Here is a 25,519-nt window from a genome sequence, read left to right on the forward strand (position 1 = left end):
CGAGGCGTCCTTGGAGGCTCCTGCACCGGCTGGTCCCGTTCCGGGGGCGCCCGGTCACGCCTCGTCCGACTGACAAAAAAAGATGCGTCTCGACAAGGCCCTCACGGACCGGGGACTGGCCCGCTCCCGCTCCCATGCCCAGCACGAGGCGTCCTTGGAGGCTCCTGCACCGGCTGGTCCCGTTCCGGGGGCGCCCGGTCACGCCTCGTCCGACTGACCCCCCCGATGCGTCTCGACAAGGCCCTCACGGACCGGGGACTGGCCCGCTCCCGCTCCCATGCCCAGCAGCTCGTCGCCGAGGGCTCGGTTCTGGTGGACGGGCGTGCGGCGAGCCGTTCCTCCCAGCAGGTGGGGGAGACGAGTGTGCTCCGGGTGGCCGACGGTCGGCGACAGGGCGAGGTGAGCCGGGCCCAGCGGAAGCTCGGTCGTGCGCGATCGTTGTGGCCCCGTGTGTTCGTCCCCGCTGGCACAGCGGTCGACCTCGGGGCATCGACGGGTGGGTTCACCCAGGAGTTGCTCGACGCCGGGTGGGAGGACGTCTGGGCCATCGACGTCGGGCACGACCAGCTGGTCGACGCGCTGCGGAGCGACCCCCGGGTGGTGGTCCGCGAGGGCGTCAACGCCCGGGACCTGTCGCAGATGACCGACGCCGGGTTGCGGCGTTGCATGGCACGGCTCGTGGTGTGTGACGTCAGCTTCATCTCGCTGCGGCTGGTGCTTCCCACCATCGCGTGGCTGCTCCAGGACGGGGGAACGGCGGTCGTGCTGGTGAAGCCCCAGTTCGAGGTGGGGCTCGCCCGGGTCCGCCAGGGGATCGTGGAGCGGGGGACCGACCGGCACGAGGCGATGGCGGTGGTTCTCGACGCAGCCGCGCAGGCGGGTCTGCGTCCCCACGGTGTCGCATCGAGTGGGACCCCGGGGACCCACGGGAACGTGGAGTTCGTGGTGCGTCTGGAGACCGGGGACGCCGCGCGCGAGGTTGTCGGGGCCGCGTGGCACAGTGGGCTCCCGGATGTCGAGGACCCCTTCTGGAACGGTGACGATGACAGCGCACTCGAGCTCTGACGCCCTCGGGGCCGACCAGCCCCGTGTCGTGGTGCTCTGTGCGCACCCGGGACGTCGGGACGCCGTGGGTGTGGCCGTGCAGGTGGCGCGGCTCCTGGGTGAGCGTGGCCTGGTCGTGGCGGTTCCGCCCGACCAGGTGGAGGCGCTGCGTGCGCAGGCGGACTCGCCCATGGAGGAGCTTGGCGAGCAGCACCGCCCCGAGCTGGTGGTGGTGCTGGGCGGGGACGGGACGATCCTGCGGGGCGCCGCGGTGGCCAAGGAGTACGACGTGCCGCTGCTGGGGGTGAACCTGGGGCACGTGGGCTTCCTCGCCGAGGCGGAGCGCGAGGACGTGGAGCTCACGGTGGAGCACATCGTGGAGCGGAGCTACTCGGTCGAGCACCGCATGGCCCTCGACGTGGCGGTCTACGTTGAGGGTGAGCGCACGGCCACGGGGTGGGCACTCAACGAGGCCACCGTGGAGAAGGGCTCGCGCGAGCGAATGGTGGAGCTGGCCCTGGAGGTCGACGGGCGTCCGCTGGCCACGTGGGGGTGCGACGGCATCATCATGGCCACCCCGACCGGGAGCACCGCCTACGCCTTCAGCGCCGGGGGGCCGGTGGTGTGGCCGAACGTGGAGGCGATTCTCACGGTGCCGCTCAGCGCCCACGCCCTCTTCTCGCGCCCGCTGGTGCTGGGTCCGACGACCGAGCTCGCGGTCGAGGTGGTGACGGAGTCCCCCGGCATCGGGGTGCTGTGGTGCGACGGGCGCGCGGTCAGCGACCTGCCCCCGGGGGCGCGCGTCGAGGTCTCGCGCAGCGCGCACCCGGTCCGGTTGGCCCGGCCGGCCAGTTCACCCTTCACCGACCGGCTCGTGCGCAAGTTCGGCCTGTCGGTCGAGGGATGGCGCGGCACCGCCCGGTCCCGCGCGCGGGGCCTGGACGTGGGGACCGAGGAAGGGACGCACCGATGAGCACGACCAGCCAGGACGACGCGGTGACGCAGGCCCACGGGACGGGGAACGAGCCGTGGCTGAGCACCGTCGAGATCCGCAACCTGGGCGTCATCCACGACGCCACCGTGGAGCTCGACCGGGGCCTCACCGTGGTGACCGGTGAGACCGGCGCCGGCAAGACGATGATGGTGCAGAGCCTCTCGCTGCTGCTCGGCCGGCGTGCGGAGTCGGGCTGGGTGCGCCACGGGGCCGAGGCCGCCGTGGTCACCGGGGTGTACGAGGTGCCCGGGGGCGCCGAGCGGTCGGACGCCGTGCAGGCGGTCGAGGGCGCCGGCGGCTTCGTGGAGGACGGTGAGCTGCTGGTGACCCGGCGCGTCACCACGGCCGGTCGGTCGGCGGCATCGGTGGGCGGCGCGCGGGTACCGGTGCGGACGCTCTCCGGGGTGAGTGAGCGTCTCGTGGCCATCCACGGGCAGGCTGACCAGTGGCGCCTGCTCTCGGCCGACGCGCACCGTGAGGTGCTCGACGCCTTCGGTGGGGCCCCGGTGGTCGAGCGGCTCGAGGCCTACCGGGTGGCCCGGGACGAGGTGGTGCGCCTCGACCGGGCGCTGCGCGACTTCGACGCCGAGCGGACCCTGCGCTCTCAGCGGGCCGCGTGGCTCCGCAAGGGCCTCGACCTCCTGGAGACGGTGAAGCCGGAGCCGGGGGAGGAACAGGAGCTGCGCGAGCGCGTGGCCCTGCTGGACCACGCGGCCGACCTGGTGGAGGCGGGCCACGTGGCGGCCGGTGCGCTCTCGGGTGACCCCACCGACGCGATGCCCGAGCCCGGCGCCGTGGAGCTCGTGGGGCAGGCCCGTGAGGCGATGGAGCGGGTGGCCCACGTCGACGCCGAGGTGGGGGAGCTGCACGGCCGCCTGCGCGAGCTGGGGGTGCTCGCGCAGGAGCTGGCCGCCGACCTCTCCTCATGGGTGGGCGGGCTGGACCTCGACCCCGGGGAGCTGCAGGTCCTGCACGAACGCCGTGCGGCCCTGCGTTCCCTGGCCCAGGAGTTCGGCCGTCCCGAGCTGCTGCCCGCGGGCCACCCCCTGCTCGACCCTCAGGTGGAGGTTGAGGGTCTCGAGGGTGCGAGCGGGGCAGGGGGCGCGCTCGTCGAGGGTGAGGGTGCGGCGGTGGCACCCTCGGCGGACATCGCCCTGGCCTGGGGTGAGCTGGCGGACCAGGAGCTCGATGGCCTCGGGACCTCCGACGAGGACCGGGAGCGACTGGCCGGTGAGCTTGAGGAGGCGCGGACCACGGCGCGCGTGGCTGCCGACGCGCTCACGGCGCTCCGGCGGCAGGTGGCGTCGGACCTGGGGGAGCGGGTCACTGCCGAGGTCCGTGCCCTGGCCATGCCCAAGGCAGAGGTCACTGTGGCGGTGGAGGGGGCCCGGCCCGGCCCGCACGGCGCGGACGCGGTGGAGATCCGGATGGCCCCCAACCCCGGCGTGCCCGTCCGGACGGTGGCCAAGGCCGCCTCGGGAGGTGAGCTCAGCCGCCTCATGCTGGCGCTCGAGGTGGTGGTGGGCGACGCCGAGGGCGGCGTGCCGACCATGGTGTTCGACGAGGTGGACGCCGGTGTCGGCGGTGAGGCAGCACACGCCATCGGGGCCCGTCTGGCCAGGATCGCCGCGGAGCGCCAGGTGATCGTGGTGACCCACCTGCCGCAGGTGGCTGCCTATGCCGACCGGCACCTGGTGATCGCCAAGAGCGACGACGGGGCGGTGACCACCTCGGACGTGGCCCCGGTGGAGGGCGAGGCGCGGTTGGCCGAGCTCGCACGGATGCTGGGAGGTGTCTCCGACAGCCGCAGCGCTCGGGAACACGCCGCCGAGCTCGTGGAGGCCGCCCGGGAGCGACGCGGGTCCTGAGGGCCCCGGCGGGGCGGCGGCGTGGCGCCGCGGGCAAGGGGGTAGATTGGCAGCCCGTGGTGGCACAGACTCGACACATCTTCGTGACCGGCGGCGTCGTCTCCTCCCTCGGGAAGGGACTGACCGCGTCCTCCCTCGGACTCCTCCTGCGTTCGCGTGGCCTGAAGGTCACCATGCAGAAGTTGGACCCGTACATCAACGTGGACCCGGGGACCATGAACCCCTTCCAGCACGGCGAGGTGTTCGTGACCGAGGACGGTGGTGAGACCGACCTCGACATCGGCCACTACGAGCGCTTCCTGGACGACAACCTCACGGCGGGCGCCAACGTGACGACCGGGCAGGTGTACCACTCGGTCATCGCCAAGGAGCGCCGCGGCGAGTACCTGGGCGACACCGTGCAGGTGATCCCGCACATCACCAACGAGATCGTCGAGCGCATGCGGGCCGCGGCCACCGTGCCCGAGGGCGCGGACCGCCCGGACGTGATCATCACCGAGATCGGCGGGACCGTCGGCGACATCGAGTCCCTGCCCTTCCTCGAGGCGGCCCGCCAGGTGCGCCACCAGCTGGGCCGCGACAACGTGTTCTTCCTGCACGTCTCCCTGGTGCCCTTCATCGGCCCCTCCGGCGAGCTCAAGACCAAGCCGACCCAGCACTCGGTGGCCCGCCTGCGCGAGTACGGCATCCAGCCCGACGCCGTCGTGGTGCGCGCCGACCGCCAGCTCCCCGAGGGCATCAAGAACAAGATCTCGATGTCCTGCGACGTCGACCGCGAGGCCGTGGCCACCTGCCCGGACGCGCCGAGCATCTACGACATCCCCAAGGTGCTCCACGGCGAGGGCTTGGACGCCGTGGTCATCCGCCGCCTCGGGCTGCCGTTCAAGGACGTCGACTGGACCGCCTGGGACGACCTGCTCACCCGTGTTCACCAGCCCGAGCACCAGGTGGAGGTGGCCGTGGTCGGCAAGTACGTCGACCTGCCCGACGCCTACCTCTCGATCTCCGAGGCGCTGCGCGCCGGCGGCTTCCACCACCGGGCGAAGGTGTCCCTGCGTTGGGTGGCCAGCGACCGTTGCCAGACCCCCGAGGGGGCGCAGGAGGCGCTGGGCGGGGTGGACGCCGTGCTCGTGCCCGGTGGCTTCGGCATCCGCGGCATCGAGGGCAAGCTCGGTGCCCTGACCTGGGCGCGCGAGCAGAAGGTGCCCACGCTGGGCATCTGCCTGGGCATGCAGTGCATGGTCATCGAGCACGCGCGCAACGCCGCCGGCCTCGAGGGGGCCTCGAGCACCGAGTTCGAGGACGCCACCGAGCACCCGGTGATCGCCACGATGGCTGAGCAGCTGGAGTTCGTGGGCGGCAAGGGCGACCTGGGCGGCACGATGCGCCTGGGCGCCTACGACGCCACCCTGGCCGAGGGCTCCGTGGCCGCGACCGCCTATGGCAGCACGCAGGTGAGCGAGCGCCACCGCCACCGTTACGAGGTGAACAACGCCTACCGTGAGCAGTTGGAGTCCACCGGCCTGGTGCTCTCGGGTACCTCGCCCGACGGTGGCCTCGTGGAGTTCGTGGAGCTGCCGGCCGAGACCCACCCCTTCTACGTGGGCACCCAGGCCCACCCGGAGCTGAAGTCCCGCCCGCACCGTGCGCACCCGCTGTTCGCCGGCCTGGTGGGCGCGGCCATCGAGCGCCGGGGAGCGTCCGGGACGTCAGCGTGACCCACGGGCTGGGGGCCTCGGCGCCGAGGGTGCAGGCCGGCTCGGCGCTGCGCGACGAGGTGACCGACCTCGGCGCGGGCGCCGAGCGGGTGCTCCACGACGGCGCGCGCTACCCCGTGGTGGGGGCCGACGTGGCCCTGCAGGACGGGACCGCCTGGCGCGAGTGGACCCGTCACCCGGGGGCAGTGGCGGTGCTGGCCACCCGTCCGGTGACCGGCGAGCCCGGCGAGGTGGAGGTCTACTTGGTGCGTCAGTACCGGCACCCGGTCCGCACCACGGCCTGGGAGGTGCCGGCCGGTCTGCTCGACCAGCCCGGGGAGCCGATGCAGGCCGCCGCGGCCCGTGAGCTGGCCGAGGAGGCCGCCCTCACCGCCTCGCGCTGGGTGACGCTGGTGGACTTCCACACCACCCCCGGCGGCTCCGCGGAGGCGATCCGGGTGTTCTGGGCCACCGACGTGGAGGACGTGGCCGAGGACTCCTTCGAGCGCCAGGGCGAGGAGGCCGAGATGACTGGCCACTGGGTGCGCCTGTCCGACCTGCTCGATGCGGTGCACGCCGGTGGGGTGCACAACCCGAGCACCGTCATCGGGGCCCTCGCCCTGGACCGCGTGCTCCACCGCGGGGCGCCCACGCGCCCGGCCGACGCGCCCTACGAGGTGGGTCCGCTCGGGCACCGCTGAGGGCCCGCGGAATCGATTGGCACACCAGCCGGCCCGACTGGCAGAATCCGCCGCATCGGCGAGGGCGGAGTGACGACCCGCGGGATCCTGCCGGTCGCGCGTCCGGCGGACCGACGAGAGGCCGGGCGTCCTGCCCGGCGAAGGTGTGGTGGCACCGCGACCTGGCCCCCGCCCACACCTCCCGGGCTGCCGTTCCCCCTCACGGACGGCACCCCTCGGGGCGGCGTCCGTGACGGGAGACCCGACCCGAAAGGACGACCCATGCTCCGCACCCACCAGGTCGGCACGCTCCGCGCCGAGCACGCCGGCCAGACCGTCACCCTCACCGGCTGGGTGGCCCGCCGCCGCGACCACGGCGGCGTGGCCTTCCTCGACCTGCGCGACGCCTCCGGCGTGGCCCAGGTGGTGGCCCGCGACGAGGTCCTCGAGTCCGGTGGCGCCCACGACCTGCGCAACGAGTACGTCGTGCGCATCACCGGCGACGTGCGCGTGCGCCCCGACGGCAACGTGAACCCCGACCTGCCCACCGGCGAGGTCGAGGTCGTGGCCGGCGAGCTCGAGGTGCTCAACCCCGCCGCGCCCTTGCCGTTCCAGATCGACGAGCGCGTCGAGGTGGGCGAGGAGGCCCGCCTGAAGCACCGCTACCTGGACCTGCGCCGCCCGGGCGCCCGCTCCGCCGGTGCCGCCCTGCGCCTGCGCAGCAAGGCCAACGCCGCCGCCCGCCGCGTGCTGGAGGGCCACGACTTCGTGGAGGTCGAGACGCCCACCCTGACGCGCTCCACCCCCGAGGGCGCCCGCGACTTCCTCGTGCCGGCCCGCCTGGCCCCCGGCAGCTGGTACGCCCTGCCGCAGAGCCCGCAGCTGTTCAAGCAGCTGCTCATGGTCGGCGGCATGGAGCGCTACTACCAGATCGCCCGCTGCTATCGCGACGAGGACTTCCGCGCCGACCGCCAGCCGGAGTTCACCCAGCTCGACATCGAGATGTCCTTCGTCACCCAGGACGACGTCATGGCCCTCGGCGAGGAGATCGCCCAGGAGGTCTGGGCCCTCATCGGAGTGGACGTGCCCACCCCGATGCCGCGCATGACCTACCGCGAGGCGATGGAGAAGTACGGCTCGGACAAGCCCGACCTGCGCTTCGACCTCACCCTCACCGACTGCACCGAGTTCTTCGCCGACACGCCCTTCCGCGTGTTCCAGGCGCCGTACGTGGGCTCGGTCGTCATGCCCGGTGGTGCGAGCCAGCCGCGCAAGCAGCTCGACGCCTGGCAGGAGTGGGCCAAGCAGCGCGGCGCCAAGGGTCTGGCCTACGTGCTCGTCGGCGAGGACGGCGAGCTGTCCGGCCCGGTGAGCAAGAACATCTCCGAGGAGGAGAAGGCCGGCATTGCCGCCCACGTGGGCGCCAACCCCGGCGACTGCATCTTCTTCGCCGCCGGCCCGGCCAAGGAGGCCCGCGCCCTGCTGGGTGCGGCCCGCCTGGAGATCGGCCGCCGCTGCGGCCTCATCGACGAGGACGCCTGGTCGTTCCTGTGGGTGGTGGACGCACCACTGTTCGAGCCGGCCGCCGACGCCGTGGCCTCTGGTGACGTCGCCGTGGGCGAGGGCGCCTGGACCGCCGTGCACCACGCCTTCACCTCCCCGAAGCCCGAGTGCATGGACACCTTCGACACCGACCCGGGCGAGGCCCTGTCCTACGCCTACGACATGGTCTGCAACGGCAACGAGATCGGCGGTGGCTCCATCCGTGTGCACCGCCGCGACGTGCAGGAGCGCATCTTCAAGGTCATGGGCCTGTCGACCGAGGAGGCGCAGGAGAAGTTCGGCTTCCTCCTGGAGGCGTTCTCCTACGGCGCCCCGCCCCACGGCGGCATTGCGTTCGGCTGGGACCGCGTGGTGGCCCTGCTCTCGGGCAGCGACTCGATCCGCAACGTCATCGCCTTCCCGAAGTCCGGTGGCGGCTACGACCCGCTGACCGACGCCCCGGCGCCCATCTCCGCGCAGCAGCGCGAGGAGGCCGGCGTGGACTTCGAGCCCGAGGAGGACGAGGACGCCGCGCAGGACACCTCGGAGGTGGCCCCGGCTACGAGCTGAGCGCCGGCCGCGCCCATGGTTGGCCCGGCGCCCTCAGCAGCAGCCGGCCGTGGCCCCGTGCCACGGCCGGCTGTCCCATGCCCAGGCGGTCTCGTAGCCGATCGACCGGTAGAGCGCCCGGGCGGTGTCGTTGTCGCTGTACATGCCCAGGGTGCAGACGCCGGTGCGCCGGACCTCGGCGAGGGTGAGCGACTCCGTCACCAGGCGTCCGAGCCCCTGCCCGCGCACGTCCCCGCGGGTGACGATGCCGGCCAGGTGCGGCACCTCGTCGGTGAAGGGCTGGCTCGCCCCGAGGGCCAGCAGCGGCCCCTGGGTCGGCCGGCCCTCCAGCGCGCCCTCGCGCACGCCCTGCCACAGGGTGCTCAGGCCAGCGCCGGGTTCGCCCTCGGCGGTGGGGGACCACTGCTCGGAGAAGGCCACCATCTCCGCGGCGTCGGAGGCGTCGTCGAGGGTGACCACGGCGTCGAGGCCGAGGCGGCCACCGGAGGTCGGGGCGGACGAGGCGGCGGGGGAGCTGGTGCGTGGCGCGGTCACCCACATCCAGTCCCAGCGCCCGCCGGGCTCGATGCCGTGCGCGTCGAGCAGGTGCCCGTGCTCGGCCGGCACGCTGATGCCCTCGGCGCCCCACTCGGCCAGCAGGTCGTCGAGGACCTCGTGCACCAGGGCCTCCATCCCGGCGCGCGCTCCGAACAGGAAGGCGCTGCGCCGCACCCGGCCGAGGCGGTGACGCACCCGGAGCGTGGCGACGGCACCCCGGTGCTCCAGGGCGGGGGCGGGGAGATCGGCGGGCACGCCCCAGCGCACGTAGGGGTCGTGGCCCGAGGCCTCGAGGAGTTCTGCACGGGTCCGGATCTGGCGCACGGGCGCAGTGTGCCACCGGCGTCGCCCAGGTGTGCGCCACCTACGCTGGGGGCATGACCGACACCCCCGACCTGTTCAGCACCGCCGGCGGGGGAGCCGGCACCGGGGGAGGGCAGGCCGTGCCCGGCGCGGACTGGAACCCCGACGAGCCGCTCGCCGCCCGCCTGCGGCCCCGCTCCCTCGACGAGGTGGTCGGCCAGCGGGAGGCGCTGGCTCCGGGCAGCCCGCTGCGCCGCCTCATCGAGGGCCGGCAGGGGGTGGCCGGGTCGTCCTCGGCGATCCTCTGGGGCCCGGCGGGCACCGGCAAGACCACGCTCTCGCGCCTCGTGGCCGATGCCGCGGGCCGCACCTTCGTGCAGCTCTCGGCCGTCACCGCCGGGGTCAAGGACGTGCGTGCGGTGATGGACGCCGCCCGGCGGGAGAAGGCGATGTACGGCCGGCAGACCGTGCTCTTCCTGGACGAGATCCACCGGTTCACCAAGGCCCAGCAGGACGCCCTGCTGCCGGGCGTGGAGGACCGCACCGTCATCCTCGTGGCCGCCACCACGGAGAACCCCAGCTTCACAGTGGTGACCCCGCTGCTGAGCCGCTCGATCCTCGTGCGCCTCACGAGCCTGGCCGACGAGGACGTGCGCACCCTGCTGGAGCGAGCCGTGGCCGACGAAAGGGGCCTGGCCGCGCGGTTCGTGCTCACCGACGAGGCCCGCGACGGCATCGTGCGGCTGGCCGGGGGAGACGGGCGCCGTGCGCTCACCACGCTGGAGGCGGCCGCGGGCGCCGCGGAGTCCGCCGTGCCACCGGGCGCCGAGGGGGACGACCCGGTGGAGATCGCCGCAACGCACGTGGAGCAGGCGCTGGACACGGCGGTGGTGGGCTACGACCGGGACGGTGACGCGCACTACGACGTGACGAGCGCCTTCATCAAGTCGATGCGGGGCTCGGACGTGGATGCCGCCCTGCACTACCTGGCCCGGCAGATCGAGGCGGGGGAGGACCCGCGTTTCATCGCGCGTCGCGTGGTCATCGCCGCCAGCGAGGACGTGGGCATGGCCGACCCCGCGGCCCTGCAGACCGCCGTGGCCGCGATGCACGCCGTGGCGCAGATCGGCATGCCCGAGGCGCGGATCGTGCTGGCCCAGGCCGTGGTGCACGTGGCGCTCGCGCCGCCCTCGAACGCCGTCTACACCGGGATCGACGCGGCGCTGGCCGACGTGCGGGCCGGCAAGGGACGTAGCGTGCCGCCCCACCTGCGTGACGCGCACTACTCCGGTGCGGCGTCGCTGGGCCACGGGGTCGGCTACCAGTACGCGCACGAGGCCGACGGCGGTGTGGCCACCCAGCAGTACCTGCCCGAGGACCTTGCTGACGCCAGCTACTACCGGCCCACCGGGCGGGGTTTCGAGGCCACCCTGGCCGAGCGGTGGCAGCGCCTGCGGGCCCGTCTGCGCCGCTGAGGGATCCCGCGGCGCCGGCCGCAAGGTGTAGGCCGCGTCACGGCTACGTCACGAATCGGTTACAGCCTGACGCGTTCTCTGGCGGAGACACCCTCGGGTCCACATGATGGGCGTGCCCAAGCGGGCACGACCATCACCGAGGAGACATCAGTGCAGAGCCTGGACGACTCGAAGCTCTCCCGCGACGCCGACCCGGCCACCGCGACGCCGGCGACTCAGGACGGCGGAACGACCGCGGCCGCGACGGCCTCGACGCGCTTCGAGACCAAGACGCCGACCCAGATCGCCCTGCGGCGCCTGGCGTACGACAAGGTCGCGATGATGTCGCTCGGCTGTGCGCTGACCTTCGTGCTCCTCGGCCTGTTCGCGGGGACCATCAACAACCTGCGCGGTGTGGACCCCCTGGTGGGAGACACCAACCTCATCGACGTGGGCGGCTACCCCCTGTTCACCGCCAGCTGGGAGTACCCCTTCGGCGTCGACACCGGGAACGGCCGTGACCTCCTCGGTCGGTGGCTCCTCGGCATCCGCCCGTCGCTGATCATCTCGGTGACGGCCGCTGTGGCCGTCACGGTGATCGGCACGACCTTGGGCCTGCTGGCCGGCTACCTCGGCGGCATCGTGGACAACATCGTGTCCTTCCTCATCGACGTGGTGCAGTCCCTGCCCTTCCTGCTCTTCGCCATCGCCCTGGTGCCGATCGCCGTGAACCGCGTCGCGGGGATCAAGGGCGGGTTCATCCCCGACGATCAGGTGGCCGACATCCGCTTCTGGGTGCTCACCGTGGTGCTCATCCTGTTCGGCTGGCCCGGTCTGGCCCGCCTGGTGCGTGGTGAGGTCATCTCGATGCGCGAGCGCGAGTACGTGCAGGCCGCCCGGGCTCTGGGCGTCCCCACGGGCCAGATCCTCCGCAAGGAGATCCTGCCCAACCTGCTCAGCCCGATCATCGTCTCGCTGACCACCGCGATCCCGGCGTTCATCGCCGCCGAAGCCGGTCTGTCCCTGCTCGGGGTCGGCCTGCGCGAGCCGGCCGTCTCCTGGGGTCTGACCATCCAGGGTGCGCAGCACTCGTTCATGCAGCACCCGCTCTACCTGTGGATGCCGGTCATCGGACTCTCCCTCCTCGTGCTCTCGCTCAGCCTGCTGGGCGATGCCGTGAACGACGCGTTCAACCCCCACACCCGTCGCTGACCGTCGGTCACGACCTCACACACGTCCCCGGACTCACCGGGGCGCCCAGAAGGAGATACCCACCATGCGACTCACCCAGTTCGCAGCCGTCGCGGCCGTCGGCTCCCTGACCCTTGCGGCGTGCGGCGGCGGTAGCCCGTCGGACAACAACCAGAGCCAGACCGGTGGCGGTGACACGACCTCCGGTGGTGGCGAGACCACCAGCGAGGCGCCCAAGGAGGCCTCCGCCGGCATGGTGCCGGACGCCAAGGGTCCGGCCAAGGAGGTGGAGGGTGCCAAGAAGGGCGGCACCCTGAAGATCCTCTCCGCGGCCGCCCCGGCCACCTTCGACCCGTCCGCGCAGTTCTACCAGGACGTCAACGCGATCATGAACCTCACGACGCGTCGCCTGACCCAGTACCGCACCAACGCCGACGGCACCTCCGAGCTGGTCCCGGACCTGGCCACCGACCTGGGCACCGAGTCCAAGGACGGCAAGACCTGGACCTTCACCCTCAAGGACGACCTGAAGTACGAGGACGGCTCGCCGATCACCGCCGAGGACGTGGCCTACGGCATCAAGCGCTCGTTCGCCCAGGAGGAGCTGCCCGGCGGCCCCACCTACCAGAACGAGTACTTCAAGGACGGTGACAAGTACAAGGGTCCCTTCCAGGACGGTGAGGACTTCGCCGGCGTGACGGTCAAGGACGAGAAGACCATCGAGATCCACCTCAAGCAGAAGTGGCCGACCTTCCCCTACTTCGCCGCCTTCACCCAGATGTCGCCGATCCCCAAGGACAAGGACACCAAGGAGAAGTACGGCGACCACCCGCTGGCCACCGGCCCGTACAAGTTCAAGGAGTACCAGAAGGGCGCCCGCCTGGTCCTGGAGAAGAACGACCAGTGGACCGCCGACTCCGACCCGGCCCGCCACCAGTACCCGGACACCATCGAGTTCACCTTCTCCGGTGACTACGACGCGTTCGGCCAGCAGATCGCGGCGAGCAACGGCCCCGACGCCACCTCGCTGATGTACGACGGCGTGCCCGGTGGTGTGGCCCAGCAGTTCCAGGGTGAGCTGAAGGACCGCTTGGCGAGCAACTCCAGCCCGTGCGTGTCCTACGTCTCCATGGACACCCGCAAGATCCCCCTGGAGGTCCGCAAGGCGGTCGCCGCCGCGTGGCCGTACGACCAGATCCGCAAGGCCGCCGGTGAGACCGAGCTGGACTTCGACCCGGCCACGTCGTACATGTCCACCTCGGTGCCGGGCTTCAAGCCGGAGCCCTCGGAGAACCTGCCCGGTCAGGGCCAGGGTGACCCGGAGAAGGCCAAGCAGATGCTCAAGGACGCCGGCAAGGAGGGCTTCGAGCTGTCCTACTACTACTCGGTGGACAACCCGGTGGCCCAGAAGACCAACACCGCCCGGAAGCAGGCTCTCGAGAAGGCCGGCTTCACGGTGAAGGACCAGGGTGTGCCGCGCGCCGAGATGCGCGAGCTCATCGCCAAGACCGACGCCGACACCAACATGATGATGGGCCCGGCCGGCTGGTGCTACGACTGGCCGCAGGGTGACGCCGTGTACCCGGCCATCTTCCTGGGCTCCTCGCAGCTCTCCGGCCACTCGGTCGGCTTCCTCAAGGAGGCCGGTCTGGACAAGGAGATGAACCGCATCAAGGCCCTCCCGGCCGAGAAGCAGGGTGCGGAGTGGTCGAAGTTCGACAAGAAGGTGCGTGACGAGTTCCTGCCGGCCATCCCGACGGACGCCAGCAAGGCCAACGCCATCTTCGGCACCAAGGTGCACAACGTGAACATCGACCCGAACCTGGGCATGCCGGACCTCGCCGGCGTCTGGGTCGACGGCGAGTGACCCGCCGGTCGGGGGAGGCTCCCTGAGCCGACCCCGACCACGCGGTCCGCCGCACCTGCGGTGGCGGGGCCCACGCGCCCCGCCACCGCCCCCTCCGGGCGTGACCCGCCCGGTACCCACCCAGCAGCCCACACCCCACCACCACTCAGGAGTCCCGGGTGCTCGTCTACATCCTGCGCCGACTGGCCATCTCGGCGGCCGTGATCTTCACGGTCATCCTCATCACCTTCGTCGTGTTCTTCCTGGGTCCCAGCGACCCGGCCGGCGCCATCTGCGGTGAGTCGCCCTCGTGCACGCCCGAGCGCGTCGACCAGATCGCCGAGGCCCTCGGACTGAACGTGCCGCCGCAGCAGCAGTTCAAGGACTTCATCGGTGGCATCTTCATGGGTCGTGAGATCAGCAACGGTGGCTTCACCAAGGTGTGCGAGGCCCCCTGCCTGGGGTGGAGCTACTACCGCAACGCCCCCGTGACCGACCTGGTGCTCGCCGCCTTCCCCGTGACCGCCTCCCTGGTCTTCGGCGGCATGGTGGTGTACGTGGTGATCGCTCTGGTGGCCGGAGTGGTGGCCGCCAAGTACCGCGGCACCTTCATCGACCGGATCATCGTCGGGTTCAGCCAGACCGTCAGCTCGATCCCGTACTACGTGTGCGCGCTGATCTTCTTCCTCTACGCGATGGTGTTCACCGGCATCGTGCCCCGCTCGGCGTGGGTGGAACCGTGGAAGGACCCGGTGGCGTGGTTCCTCGGCCTCATCGGTGTGTGGCTGTTCTACGGCACCTGGGCGTCGGCGTCCTACATCCGCTACGTGCGCGCCTCGATGATCGACGTGCAGAACTCCGACTACGTGCGCACCGCCCGGGCCAAGGGCCTGGGCGAGACCACCGTGAGCTACAAGCACGCCCTGCGCGCCGCCATCGCTCCGTTCGTGACGCTGGTGGGCCTCTCGGTCTCCGCCGAGCTCATGGGTGCGATCTTCACCGAGACGATCTTCGGCCTGCCCGGGATGGGCAAGCTGGCCATCGAGTCGTTCGGCCACGACGACCTGCCGGTCATCGCCGGCACCGTCATCGTCGGAGCCGTGCTGGTGACGCTGGGCAACCTCATCGTCGACCTGCTCTACGGCGTCATCGACCCGCGCGTCCGCCTCCAGTGACCGCCCAGGCACACCGACCCGGAACCGAGGACCTCCCCATGACCACCCTTCCCACCACCCCGGCCGACCCCGACGAGGTGTTCCACCGCCCTGAGCTGGGGCAGCCGCTGCTGTCCGTGCGCGACCTCAAGGTGGCCTTCCCCACCGAGGACGGCCTGGTGCGCGCCGTGAACGGCCTCAACTACGAGGTGTACCCGGGCCGCACGCTCGCCATCGTGGGCGAGTCCGGCTCCGGCAAGTCCGTCTCCACCATGGCCGTGATGGGCCTGCACGACCCCAAGCGCACGCGTATGTCCGGGTCGATCCAGCTCGACGGCCGCGAGATGGTGGGCGCCTCCCAGTCGCAGTTCCGCAAGGTGCGCGGCAGCGTCGCCTCGATGATCTTCCAGGACGCGCAGTCCTCGCTGCACCCCTACAAGCGGGTGGGGGACCAGATCATCGAGGCCTACCGGGTGCACCACAACGTCTCGCGGTCCAAGGCGATGGCGCGCGCGGTGGAGATGCTCGACCGCGTGGGCATCCCCAACCCGCAGAAGCGCGCCAAGCAGTACCCCTTCGAGTTCTCCGGCGGTATGCGCCAGCGCGCCATGATCGCCCTCGGTCTGGTGAACGACCCCAAGCTGCTCATCGCCGACGAGCCCACCACGGCCCTCGACGTGACGGTGCAGGCCGGCATTCTCGACCTGCTCAAGGACCTGCAGCAGGAGTTCGGCTCGGCGATCATCCTCATCACCCACGACCTGGCCGTCGTGGCCGAGGTGGCCCACGACACGCTGGTGATGTACGCCGGCCGCGGTGTGGAGCGCGGCGAGACCCACCAGGTGCTCTCCGACCCGCGCCACCCCTACACCCGCGGCCTGCTCGGCTCGGTGCCCAGCATCAGCGAGACGCTGGGCGAGGAGCTCAAGCCGATCAAGGGCGCGCCGCCCAGCCTGACCAAGCTGCCCAGCGGCTGCTCGTTCCACCCACGCTGCGAGTTCGCCGCGCAGGTGCCCGACGACCTGTGCCGCACCGAGGTGCCCGGCCTCTCCGCGCCCCCCGGCACCGAGAACCGCCTCGTGCGCTGCCACCTCTCGGCCCTCGGCCTCGTGCCCGGTGAGCCGACCCCGACGAGCCAGGAGACCCTGCGATGAGCACCCGCCTCGACGACACGATCGTGCACCCGCGCCAGGCCACGGCCGACCGCGAGGTCCTCCTGCAGGTCACCGACCTGGTCAAGCACTTCCCGATCACCGAGTACAACGGCCTGCTGCCCACCAAGAAGACGGTCAAGGCCGTGGACGGCGTGAGCTTCGACCTGGCCGCCGGCGAGACGCTCGGCCTGGTGGGGGAGTCCGGCTGCGGCAAGACGACCACCGGCCGGCTCGTGACCCGCCTGGAGAAGCCGACCTCCGGGTCGATCATGTTCGAGGGCCACGACATCGCGCAGTACTCCGAGGGTCGGCTGCGCCCGCTGCGCCGCGACATCCAGATGATCTTCCAGGACCCGTACGCGTCGCTGAACCCCCGCTACACGGTGGGCAACATCATCGCCACGCCCATCCGGGTGCACAAGCTCATGCCGGAGAAGCAGGTCAAGGGCCGGGTGCAGGAGCTGCTGGAGCTGGTGGGCCTCAACCCCGAGCACATCAACCGGTACCCCAACGAGTTCTCCGGTGGCCAGCGCCAGCGCATCGGCATCGCCCGTGCGCTGGCGGTGGAGCCCAAGGTGATCGTGGCCGACGAGCCCGTCTCGGCGCTCGACGTGTCCATCCAGGCGCAGGTGATGAACCTCATGGACCGGCTGCGCCGGGAGTTCAACCTGGCCTTCGTGTTCGTGGCCCACGACCTGGGCGTCGTGCGGCACTTCTGCGACCGCGTGGCCGTGATGTACCTGGGCCGCATCGCCGAGATCGGTGACCGGGAGCAGATCTACGGCAACCCGCAGCACCCCTACACCCAGGCGCTGCTCTCGGCCGCGCCGGACATCAACGTGGTGCGCGGCATGGCCAGGCAGGAGCGGATCCGCCTCGAGGGCGACGTGCCCAGCCCGATCGACCCGCCGAGCGGCTGCACCTTCCGCACCCGCTGCTGGAAGGCCCAGGAGGTGTGCGCCACCGACCGCCCGGAGCTCGACCCGAGCGCCACGGACCCGCAGCACCGCATCGCCTGCCACTTCCCGGAGAGCCGCGTGATCTCCACCGAGGTGGCCTGAGCCCCACGCGATATCCTGCACCGTCGACCGTGCCGGTCGGCGGTGCAGGCGTGTGCCCGGGGCGACCGGGCACGGCGCCCGCGGCGCCCGGCGCCGCACCCGAACCTGGATCGTCCACATCATCAGGAGTTGCGATGGAAACCGCTGAGATCCGCCGCCGGTGGCTCGCCCACTTCGAGGGGACGGGCCACGCCGTGGTGCCCAGCGCCCCGTTGCTGTTCGACGACCCGAACCTGCTCTTCGTCAACGCCGGCATGGTGCCCTTCAAGCCCTACTTCCTGGGGCAGCAGACCCCGCCGTGGGGATGCGCCACCAGCGTGCAGAAGTGCGTGCGCACCGGTGACATCGAGGAGGTCGGCAAGACCACCCGCCACGGCACCTTCTTCCAGATGTGCGGCAACTTCTCTTTCGGCGAGTACTTCAAGAAGGAGGCCATCGAGCTGGCCTGGAGCCTGGTGACCGGTTCCCAGCAGGAGGGCGGTCTGGGCTTCGACCCGGCGGACATCTGGGTGACGGTGCTGGGCGCCGGCTTCCACCCGGACTACCCGGAGGGCGACACCGAGGCGATCGAGTACTGGCTGGGCGTCGGCGTGCCGCGCGAGCGCATCCAGGGCCGCGGGCTCGACGACAACTACTGGCACATGGGCGTCGAGGGCCCCGGTGGCCCCTGCTCGGAGATCTACGTGGACCGCGGCCCGGAGTACGGCGCGGACGGCGGCCCGGAGGCCGACGAGGACCGCTTCCTGGAGATCTGGAACCTGGTGTTCCAGACCGAGATGATCACCGACGTGCGCTCCAAGGCCGAGTTCACCGTGGTGGAGCCGCTGCCGTCGAAGAACATCGACACGGGCCTGGGCCTGGAGCGCGTGGCCTACCTGCTGCAGGGCGTGGACAACCTCTACGAGATCGACGAGGTGTACCCCGTCATCGAGCGGGCCGAGGAGCTCAGCGGCAAGGGCTACGGCGACGCCGAGGGCGACGACGTGCGCTTCCGCGTGGTGGCCGACCACGTGCGTTCCTCGCTCATGCTCATCGGAGACGGCGTGACGCCCGGCAACGAGGGTCGCGGCTACGTGCTGCGCCGCCTGCTGCGCCGCGCGGTGCGCTCCATGCGCCTGCTCGGCGTGCAGGGCCCCTGCCTGCCCGAGCTGCTGCCGGTCTCGATGGAGCAGATGAGCAAGTCCTACCCGGAACTGCGCAGCGACTTCGAGCGCATCAGCCGCATCGCCTACGCCGAGGAGGAGGCCTTCCGCCGCACGCTGGAGGCGGGCACGAACATCTTCGACACGGCCGCCGAGCAGACCAAGGGTGCCGGCCAGAAGGTCTTCCCCGGCGAGAAGGCCTTCGCGCTGCACGACACCTACGGCTTCCCGATCGACCTCACCCTGGAGATGGCCGCCGAGCAGGGCCTGACGGTGGACGAGGAGGGCTTTCGCGGGCTCATGGCCGAGCAGCGTGCCCGCGCCAAGGCCGACGCCAAGGCCAAGAAGTCCGGGCACGCCAACACCGAGGTGTGGCGCGAGCTGCGCGAGCTGGGTGCCACCGACTGGCGCGCCTACAGCGAGCTGGCCACCGACGGCCGCGTGGTGGGCCTGGTGCGCGAGGGCGAGCGGGTGCCGACGCTGTCCGAGGGCCAGGTCGGCCAGGTGGTGCTGGACGCCACGAGCTTCTACGCCGAGTCCGGTGGCCAGACCGCCGACGCCGGCGTCATCACCCTCGACGGTGCGCGCCTGCAGGTGACCGACGTGCAGCGCCCGGTCAAGGGGCTCGTGGCCCACACCGTGAAGGTGCTCTCCGGCGAGGTGACCGAGGGCGCCGACGCGCGCGCCGAGGTGGACCCCACCTGGCGCCTCGAGGCCGCCCAGGCCCACTCCGGCACGCACGTGGTCCACGCCGCCCTGCGGCAGGTGCTCGGCCCGTCGGCGCTGCAGTCCGGCTCCTACAACAAGCCCGGCTACCTGCGCCTGGACTTCGCGTGGAACCAGGCCCTGGACGCCGCCACCCGCAGCGAGCTGGAGGAGGTGGCCAACCTCGCGGTGCGCGACGACCTGCCGGTGAGCGCGCATTGGATGACGCTGCCGGAGGCCCGGGAGTGGGGCGCCCTGGCGCTCTTCGGCGAGACCTACGACGAGGACGTGCGCGTCATCGAGATCGGTGGCCCGTGGTCCCGCGAGCTCTGCGGTGGCACCCACGTGCAGCACTCGAGCCAGATCGGTGCCCTGACCCTCACCGGTGAGTCCTCCGTGGGCTCCGGCGTGCGCCGCCTCGAGGCCTTCGTGGGCGTCAACGCGCTGCGCCACCTGGCCACCGAGCGGGCGCTCGTGGCCGAGCTCTCCGGCATCGCCGGTGTGCAGCCCACCGAGCTCAAGGACCGCGTGTCCCAGCTGGTGGCCCGTCTCAAGGAGGCCGAGCGCGAGATCCAGCAGATGAAGCGCGAGCAGGCCAAGGGCGCCACCGCGGGCCTGGCCGACACCGCCGAGCAGGTGGGCGGTGTGCAGCTGGTGCTCGCCGAGCTGGCCGAGGTGGATGGCGGCGAGCTGCGCGGCATCGCGCAGGACGTGCGCCAGAAGCTTGGCGAGACCGCCGCGGCCGTGGCCCTGGTGAGCACCGCCGGGGACAAGCCCGTGGTGGTCGTGGCCACCACGCAGGCCGCCCGCGATGCCGGGGTGAAGGCCGGTGCGCTGGTCAAGGTCGCGGCCTCCGCCCTCGGCGGCGGCGGTGGCGGCAAGGACGACCTCGCGCAGGGCGGCGGTCAGGACAACACCAGGGCGGGCGAGGCGCTGGCGGCCGTGCGCACCGCCGTGGGCGCGCTCTGAGCACCGCCGTGACCACCACCCACACCACGCCGGACGCGGGGGAGTCCCCCCTGCCCGGCGTGGTGTGGGGCGTCGACGTCGGCATGGCGCGGGTGGGCCTGGCCCGGGCCGACCGGGAGGGCCTGCTGGCCAGTCCGGTGCGGACCGTGCCCGTGGACGAGGGGGACACCGCACTGCAGGAGGTGGTCGACCTCGTGCGCGAGGAGTCCGCCTCCACCGGCGTGGTCGTGGGCCTGCCCCGCCACCTCGACGGGCACGAGAGCACCTCGGCCGCCGAGGCACGCCGCTGGGCCGGCCACCTCGCCCGGGCCCTCGGGCCGGACGTGCGCGTCTGGCTCGTGGACGAACGGATGAGCACGGTGGCGGCCTCCCGCGCCATGCGGGAGTCCGGGGTGCGGCAGCGCGAGCAGCGCACCCGCATCGACCAGGCGGCGGCCGTGGAGATCCTGCAGGGGGCACTGGACGCATGGCGCCGGGGGAGCGCCGTCGGAGAGCCGGTGGCGGGCCGCAAGCCGCGCCGCCGCAGCAAGCAGAGCACGTGAGGACCAGGGAGACGCGATGACCCCCACGAGTCGCAGCAGGATGCCCCGCACCGCCCCGCCGCGCCCGCCCCGTCGGCAGGTCGCGGCCGTGGTGGCCGGCGCCCTCGCGCTGACCGGCGTGGGTTCGGCCCTCACCTGGGACACGCTCTCCCCGGTGCTCTCCACGCTGGCCGTGCCCGACCTGGGCAGCTATCCCGACTACGAGGGGGAGGGCCACGGGGAGCGCACCGTCAAGGTGCCCGAGGGGTCCACCGGCTTCTCCGTGGGCCAGGTCCTCGAGGACGAAGGGGTCGTGGCCTCCGCGGAGTCGTTCAACGAGCTGGCCCGCCTGGAGCCGCGCATCGAGCGCCTGCAACCGGGCACCTACGTGCTCAAGGAGGAGATGAGCTCGGTGGCCGCCATCGAGGCACTGCTCGACGAGCGCAACCTGCGCGTCGACAAGGTGACCGTGCCCGAGGGGCAGTGGAAGTCCGAGGTCTTCGACCGCCTGGCCAAGGGCACCGGTGTGCCGCGCGAGGACTACGACGCGCTGAAGCCCCAGGACGTCGGGCTGCCGCCGGAGGCCAAGGGCGAGCTGGAGGGCTGGCTCTTCCCGTCCACCTACAACTTCGACATCGACGACGACGCCCGCACCCAGGTGCGCAAGATGGTGGAGCAGGCGCAGAAGGAGCTGGAGCGCGAGGAGGTGCCGCGCAAGGACTGGCAGCGGACGCTGACGATCGCCTCCATCGTGGAGGGCGAGAGCAGCGGCCAGGCCGACCGCGGCAAGGTGTCCTCGGTGGTGCAGAACCGCCTGGAGCAGCACATGAAGCTGGGCATGGACTCCACCGTGCACTTCGTCCACCAGCAGCGCGGCCGGGCCGGCACCACCACAGAACAGCGGAAGTCCGACAGCCCGTACAACACCTACGTGCACGAGGGCCTGCCGCCGGGCCCCATCAACAGCCCGGGGCGCGCGGCCATCCAGGCGGCGGTGGAGCCCGACAGCACCGACTACCTGTACTTCGCGACGGTCAACCCGATCACCGGGGAGACCAAGTTCTCGCGCACCTTCGCCGAGCACCAGCGGTACGTGGCGATGTTCAACCGCTGGTGCCAGCAGAACGAGGGCCGGTGCTGACCGCGGCCCAGTCGGCCGGCACCGCGCCGCACGCCGTGGTCGTCGGCTCGCCGGTGGCGCACTCGCTCTCCCCGGCGCTGCACCGGGGCGCCTGGCAGGGGCTGGGGCTCACCGGCGGCCGTTACGACCGCGTGGAGGTCGCCGCCGGGGGACTCGCCGAGGCGCTGCCGGCCCTGGTTCGCGACGGTGTCACCGCGCTCTCGGTGACGATGCCGCTCAAGGAGGAGGCGCTGGAGGCCGGGCGCCGCGGGGCGGGCGCCAGCGAGACCGCCGAGCTGGCCGGTGGCGCGAACACGCTCGTCCTGGGCCCCGACGGCTGGGCGGCGGACAACACCGACGTGCCGGCCCTGGAGCGCGTGCTCGCCCGGGCGGCCGGTGGGCATCCCGTGCGTGAGGCGGTGCTGCTCGGGTCCGGCGCCACGGCCCGGTCGGCGCTGCTGGCGCTCCACGGCGCCGGGGTGCGGAGCCTGCAGGTGGGCGTGCGCGCCACGGTCCGTCCCGAGCTCGGCGCCCTGGCCGAGCGGCTGGGCGTGGCCCTCGAGGCCGTCCCGCTGGACGGCGCCCTGGCGGAGATCGCCGCCGGGCGCCCGCCCCGGTTGGTGCTGAGCACGCTGCCGGCGGCCTCGTGGGGTGCGCTGCCCGCGGTCGGTGAGTGGGCTCCGGGGGAGCAGGCCCGCGGCACGGCCGACCCCGCCCTGGTGTGGGTGGACGCGCAGTACGCCGACTGGCCGCACCCGTGGGCGGGGGCCGCGGAGCGCGCGGGGGCGACGGTGGTGAGCGGCCTGCACATGCTCGTGGAGCAGGCCGTGGACCAGGTGGAGCTCATGACCGGCCGGCGCCCTGGCCTGGCGGACACCGCGTCCCTGCTGCCGGAGGAGCTGCGGCGACTGCATAGGCTGTGACCATGCTGAGGTGGTTGACGGCCGGGGAGTCGCACGGTGAGGCGCTGACGGGCGTTCTGGAGGGTGTTCCCGCGGGTGTGGGGGTGACCACGCAGGACCTGGCCGGCGCCCTGGCCCGTCGCCGTCTGGGCTACGGGCGCGGCGCCCGCATGAGCTTCGAGGCCGACCGCGTCACCCTCATCGGCGGGGTGCGCCACGGGGTGACCATGGGCTCGCCGGTGGCCGTCCGCATCGACAACACCGAGTGGCCCAAGTGGGAGGCCGTCATGGCCGCCGACCCGGTGGACCCCGCCGCCCTGCAGGTAGACGCCGGCAAGGGTGACGAGCGCGAGGTGGCCCGCAACCGGCCCCTGACACGCCCGCGCCCGGGCCACGCCGACCTGGCCGGCATGCAGAAGTACGGGCTCGACGAGGCCCGTCCCGTCCTGGAGCGCGCCAGCGCGCGCGAGACGGCGGCCCGGGTGGCGCTCGGCGAGGTGGCGCGGCAGGCCCTGGAGTCGCTGGGCATCCGCGTGGGCAGCCACGTGGTGGCCCTGGGTGGCGTCCACGTGCCGGAGGGGGCCACGGACCGCGCGGCCCTGACCGCGCTCACCACCGACGAGGGGCGCGAGCGCATCGACGCCGACCCGGTGCGCTGCGCCGACCCGGACACCTCCGCAGCGATGGTGGCGCGGGTGGACGAGGCGAAGAAGGCCGGCGACACGCTCGGCGGTGTGGTCGAGGTGGTCGTGGACGGCCTGCCGTCGGGCCTGGGCTCCCACGTGCACGGCGACCGTCGCCTGGACGCCCAGCTGGCGGGTGCGCTCGTCTCCATCCAGGCCATCAAGGGGGTGGAGTTCGGGGACGGCTTCGACGTGGCCGACCGCCCGGGCAGCAAGGCCCACGACGAGATGGTCTGGGAGGGCGACCGCGTGCGGCGCGTGACCGACCGCTCCGGCGGTCTGGAGGGCGGCATGACCACCGGCGAGCTGCTGCGGGTCCGCGCCGCGATGAAGCCCATCAGCACCGTGCCGCGCGCCCTGCGCACCGTGGACGTGGCCACCGGCGAGGCCGCGACGGCCCACCACCAGCGCTCCGACGTGTGCGCGGTGCCTGCCGCCGGCATCGTGGCCGAGGCCGAGGTGGCCCTGGTGCTGCTGCGGGCCGTGCTGGAGAAGTTCGGCGGCGACCACCTGGACGACACCCGCGCGGCCCTCGCGCACTACCGGGCGCGCACCGCCTCCACCGGCGGGGCGGCGTGACCCCGGCGCTGCCCGGGCGCCGCGTCCCCACGCCGGCCGACGTGGTGCTCGTGGGCCCACCCGGCAGCGGGAAGACGACCGTGGCGGCCTTGCTCTGCGAGGACGGCTCCTCCGAGGTGGTCGACACCGACGCCCTCGTGGAGCAGCGGGCAGGGTGCACGGTGGCCGAGCTCTTCGCGACCCGGGGTGAGACCCACTTCCGCGAGCTCGAGGCGCAGGCGGTCCAGGAGGCCGTGCGTGGCACCGGGTTCTCCGCCGCACCGGGGCGGGTCGTGGCCCTCGGGGGAGGGGCGGTCATGACGCCCCGCGTGGCCGAGGAGCTGCGCCGGTTCGCCGCCGACGGCGGGCACGTGGTCTGGCTCCAGGTCGGTGCCGAGGCCGTGGCCGAGCGCCTCGCCGGCGGCGACCGGCCGCTCCTGGCCGGGGACGACGCCCTCGCCCGGTGGCAGCAGCTCGCGGCGCAGCGGGAGTCCACCTGGGCGGAGCTCGCAACGCAGGTGGTCGACACCACGGGGCGGCCGCCGCACGAGGTGGCCCGCATCGTGGCCGAGCGCACGCGGGACGAGGACGTTGCCGACCGGTGGCCCCTCGGCCCCCGCAGCGGGCTGCGCGTGGCCGTGAGCACCTCCGAGGGCGGTGACGCCTACCCGGTGACCATCGGCCACGGGGTGCTGGACGACCTCGCGTTGCTCCTGCCGGCCACCGGGGCGGTGCCGCCCGCGGCGCTCGTGGTGCACCAGCCGGGTCTGGAGCCGGTCGTGGAGCGGGTGCGCGCGGTGCTGGAGGCCGCGGGCACGCCGGTGCACGTGCACGGCATCGAGGCGGCCGAGGCGGGCAAGCGACTCGAGGGTGTGGCCGGTATCTGGGAGGCGTGCGCGGCGGCCGGGCTGGACCGTGGCGGGCTCCTCGTGGCCGTGGGCGGGGGAGCGTGCACGGACGTCACCGGGTTCGCCGCCGCCACGTGGATGCGGGGCGTGGACGTGGTGCACGTGCCCACCACGCTCCTGGCCATGGTGGACGCCTCGGTGGGCGGCAAGACCGGCATCAACACCTCCGCGGGCAAGAACCTCGTCGGCGCCTTCCACCAGCCGCGGGCCGTGGTGTGCGACCTGGACCTGCTGGCCGGCCTGCCCGTCCAGGACGTCCGCGCCGGATTGGCCGAGGTGGTCAAGTGCGGGTACATCGACCTCGACGAGGTGGACGGCTGGCAGATCCTGGACCGGGTCCGTGCAGGCGCCGAGCACTCGGCCGACCCGCGCGAGTGGCCCTTCCTCGCCGAGCTCGTCCACCGGGCACTGCGCGTCAAGGCCCGAGCCGTGGCCGCCGACACCCGCGAGGCCGGGGTGCGCGAGTTCCTGAACTTCGGCCACACCCTCGGCCACGCGCTGGAGAAGGTGGAGGGCTTCGCCCTGCGCCACGGCGACGCGGTGGCCATCGGCATGGTCTTCGCCGCCGCGCTGGGCCAGGAGCACGACCTGTGGCCCGGCACCGACGAGGTGCGCGGCCTGCTGACATCGGTCGGCCTGCCCACGCGCTACGAGGGGAGCGCCACGTGGGAGGAGGTGCGCGTGGCGATGGCGGGCGACAAGAAGGCCCGCGCCGGCGCCCTGCGCTTCGTGGTGCTCGAGGAGGTCTGCCGTCCGGCCACCCTCGACGCCCCCGACGAGGCGCTGCTGCGCCGCGCGTGGGAGGCCGTGCGGGCCTGACGGGGGTGCACGCCCTCGTACCGAGGGGGGAGACGCAGGACCGCCGAGGGCGGGCCCGGGAGACCGGGCCCGCCCTCGGCGGTTCTGGGGGAGCGGC

19 protein-coding genes are annotated in these 25,519 nt (G+C 72.7%); 18 read left to right on the top strand and 1 reads right to left on the bottom strand.

From position 1 onward, the window contains the following. Positions 1–225 precede the first annotated feature (225 nt). From CYJ76_RS13095 to aspS, 6 genes are all read left to right on the top strand, one after another. Positions 226–1,065 carry a TlyA family RNA methyltransferase gene (locus CYJ76_RS13095; RefSeq protein WP_101849714.1) on the top strand — a complete coding sequence of 280 codons (840 nt, stop codon included), beginning with the start codon at positions 226–228 and terminating at the stop codon, positions 1,063–1,065. Continuing rightward, complete coding sequence (locus CYJ76_RS07510) at positions 1,043–2,017, top strand: NAD kinase (protein WP_101849715.1); 975 nt, start codon at positions 1,043–1,045, stop codon at positions 2,015–2,017. Before CYJ76_RS13095 ends, CYJ76_RS07510 begins: the two co-directional genes overlap by 23 nt. Further along, positions 2,014–3,906, top strand: a complete 1,893-nt coding sequence (locus CYJ76_RS07515) for a DNA repair protein RecN (RefSeq protein WP_101849716.1) — start codon at positions 2,014–2,016, stop codon at positions 3,904–3,906. The genes CYJ76_RS07510 and CYJ76_RS07515 overlap by 4 nt, the downstream gene beginning before the upstream one ends. 59 nt (positions 3,907–3,965) lie before the next feature. Then, positions 3,966–5,624, top strand: a complete 1,659-nt coding sequence (locus CYJ76_RS07520) for a CTP synthase (RefSeq protein WP_180802246.1) — start codon at positions 3,966–3,968, stop codon at positions 5,622–5,624. Beyond that, positions 5,621–6,304 carry an NUDIX domain-containing protein gene (locus tag CYJ76_RS07525; RefSeq protein ID WP_202820468.1) on the top strand — a complete coding sequence of 228 codons (684 nt, stop codon included), beginning with the start codon at positions 5,621–5,623 and terminating at the stop codon, positions 6,302–6,304. The genes CYJ76_RS07520 and CYJ76_RS07525 overlap by 4 nt, the downstream gene beginning before the upstream one ends. Before the next feature lie 261 nt (positions 6,305–6,565). Further along, the gene (gene aspS, locus CYJ76_RS07530) at positions 6,566–8,395 is read left to right on the top strand and encodes an aspartate--tRNA ligase (protein WP_070703747.1); all 1,830 of its coding nucleotides are present in this window, start codon (positions 6,566–6,568) and stop codon (positions 8,393–8,395) included. Positions 8,396–8,428: 33 nt separating this feature from the next. On the opposite strand, the gene CYJ76_RS12485 is transcribed toward aspS, so the two are convergent. Beyond that, positions 8,429–9,256, bottom strand: coding sequence for a GNAT family N-acetyltransferase (locus tag CYJ76_RS12485; RefSeq protein ID WP_180802247.1), 828 nt, complete (start codon positions 9,254–9,256; stop codon positions 8,429–8,431). A 53-nt stretch (positions 9,257–9,309) separates the two neighbouring features. On the opposite strand from CYJ76_RS12485, the gene CYJ76_RS07540 reads away from it, so the two are divergent. The 12 genes from CYJ76_RS07540 (at position 9,310) to aroB (ending at position 25,422) form a co-directional block, all read left to right on the top strand. Then, positions 9,310–10,710, top strand: coding sequence for a replication-associated recombination protein A (locus CYJ76_RS07540; protein WP_101849718.1), 1,401 nt, complete (start codon positions 9,310–9,312; stop codon positions 10,708–10,710). A gap of 150 nt (positions 10,711–10,860) precedes the next feature. Further along, positions 10,861–11,901 (top strand): ABC transporter permease, encoded by a 1,041-nt coding sequence (locus CYJ76_RS07545; protein ID WP_237769713.1) that lies wholly within the window; start codon positions 10,861–10,863, stop codon positions 11,899–11,901. Between the two features lie 64 nt (positions 11,902–11,965). Continuing rightward, the gene (locus tag CYJ76_RS07550; RefSeq protein ID WP_101849719.1) at positions 11,966–13,747 is read left to right on the top strand and encodes an ABC transporter substrate-binding protein; all 1,782 of its coding nucleotides are present in this window, start codon (positions 11,966–11,968) and stop codon (positions 13,745–13,747) included. Positions 13,748–13,905: 158 nt separating this feature from the next. Continuing rightward, positions 13,906–14,901 carry an ABC transporter permease gene (locus CYJ76_RS07555; protein WP_101849720.1) on the top strand — a complete coding sequence of 332 codons (996 nt, stop codon included), beginning with the start codon at positions 13,906–13,908 and terminating at the stop codon, positions 14,899–14,901. A gap of 38 nt (positions 14,902–14,939) precedes the next feature. Then, on the top strand, positions 14,940–16,034 hold the full coding sequence (locus CYJ76_RS07560) for an ABC transporter ATP-binding protein (RefSeq protein WP_101849721.1): 1,095 nt from the start codon (positions 14,940–14,942) through the stop codon (positions 16,032–16,034). Next, positions 16,031–17,095 carry an ABC transporter ATP-binding protein gene (locus tag CYJ76_RS07565; RefSeq protein WP_070703312.1) on the top strand — a complete coding sequence of 355 codons (1,065 nt, stop codon included), beginning with the start codon at positions 16,031–16,033 and terminating at the stop codon, positions 17,093–17,095. Before CYJ76_RS07560 ends, CYJ76_RS07565 begins: the two co-directional genes overlap by 4 nt. 134 nt (positions 17,096–17,229) lie before the next feature. Further along, the gene (alaS, locus tag CYJ76_RS07570) at positions 17,230–19,911 is read left to right on the top strand and encodes an alanine--tRNA ligase (RefSeq protein WP_101849722.1); all 2,682 of its coding nucleotides are present in this window, start codon (positions 17,230–17,232) and stop codon (positions 19,909–19,911) included. A gap of 8 nt (positions 19,912–19,919) precedes the next feature. Continuing rightward, positions 19,920–20,453 carry a Holliday junction resolvase RuvX gene (ruvX, locus tag CYJ76_RS07575; protein ID WP_083323363.1) on the top strand — a complete coding sequence of 178 codons (534 nt, stop codon included), beginning with the start codon at positions 19,920–19,922 and terminating at the stop codon, positions 20,451–20,453. Positions 20,454–20,469: 16 nt separating this feature from the next. Continuing rightward, entirely contained in the window at positions 20,470–21,573 is a 1,104-nt protein-coding gene (gene mltG / locus CYJ76_RS07580; RefSeq protein WP_083323364.1) for an endolytic transglycosylase MltG, read from the top strand. Further along, positions 21,567–22,475 (top strand): shikimate dehydrogenase family protein, encoded by a 909-nt coding sequence (locus CYJ76_RS07585; protein WP_238138187.1) that lies wholly within the window; start codon positions 21,567–21,569, stop codon positions 22,473–22,475. The genes mltG and CYJ76_RS07585 overlap by 7 nt, the downstream gene beginning before the upstream one ends. Positions 22,476–22,477: 2 nt before the next feature. Next, positions 22,478–23,716: a chorismate synthase gene (aroC, locus tag CYJ76_RS07590; RefSeq protein ID WP_101849766.1), complete on the top strand. Its 1,239-nt coding sequence runs from the start codon at positions 22,478–22,480 to the stop codon at positions 23,714–23,716. Further along, positions 23,713–25,422, top strand: coding sequence for a 3-dehydroquinate synthase (aroB, locus tag CYJ76_RS07595; RefSeq protein ID WP_101849723.1), 1,710 nt, complete (start codon positions 23,713–23,715; stop codon positions 25,420–25,422). The genes aroC and aroB overlap by 4 nt, the downstream gene beginning before the upstream one ends. Positions 25,423–25,519 lie beyond the last annotated feature (97 nt).

It is taken from the genome of Kytococcus schroeteri (assembly GCF_002847825.1).
Taxonomy (GTDB): domain Bacteria; phylum Actinomycetota; class Actinomycetes; order Actinomycetales; family Dermatophilaceae; genus Kytococcus; species Kytococcus schroeteri.

What these genes read in the sequence shown, in the direction of transcription:
- CYJ76_RS13095 (WP_101849714.1), top strand. Translation starts at nt 226, where the DNA reads ATGCGTCTCGACAAGGCCCTCACGGACCGGGGACTGGCCCGCTCCCGC.
- aroC (WP_101849766.1), top strand. Translation starts at nt 22,478, where the DNA reads ATGCTGAGGTGGTTGACGGCCGGGGAGTCGCACGGTGAGGCGCTGACG.
- aspS (WP_070703747.1), top strand. Translation starts at nt 6,566, where the DNA reads ATGCTCCGCACCCACCAGGTCGGCACGCTCCGCGCCGAGCACGCCGGC.
- CYJ76_RS07560 (WP_101849721.1), top strand. Translation starts at nt 14,940, where the DNA reads ATGACCACCCTTCCCACCACCCCGGCCGACCCCGACGAGGTGTTCCAC.
- CYJ76_RS07510 (WP_101849715.1), top strand. Translation starts at nt 1,043, where the DNA reads ATGACAGCGCACTCGAGCTCTGACGCCCTCGGGGCCGACCAGCCCCGT.
- alaS (WP_101849722.1), top strand. Translation starts at nt 17,230, where the DNA reads ATGGAAACCGCTGAGATCCGCCGCCGGTGGCTCGCCCACTTCGAGGGG.
- CYJ76_RS07540 (WP_101849718.1), top strand. Translation starts at nt 9,310, where the DNA reads ATGACCGACACCCCCGACCTGTTCAGCACCGCCGGCGGGGGAGCCGGC.
- CYJ76_RS07565 (WP_070703312.1), top strand. Translation starts at nt 16,031, where the DNA reads ATGAGCACCCGCCTCGACGACACGATCGTGCACCCGCGCCAGGCCACG.
- mltG (WP_083323364.1), top strand. Translation starts at nt 20,470, where the DNA reads ATGACCCCCACGAGTCGCAGCAGGATGCCCCGCACCGCCCCGCCGCGC.
- CYJ76_RS07515 (WP_101849716.1), top strand. Translation starts at nt 2,014, where the DNA reads ATGAGCACGACCAGCCAGGACGACGCGGTGACGCAGGCCCACGGGACG.
- CYJ76_RS07550 (WP_101849719.1), top strand. Translation starts at nt 11,966, where the DNA reads ATGCGACTCACCCAGTTCGCAGCCGTCGCGGCCGTCGGCTCCCTGACC.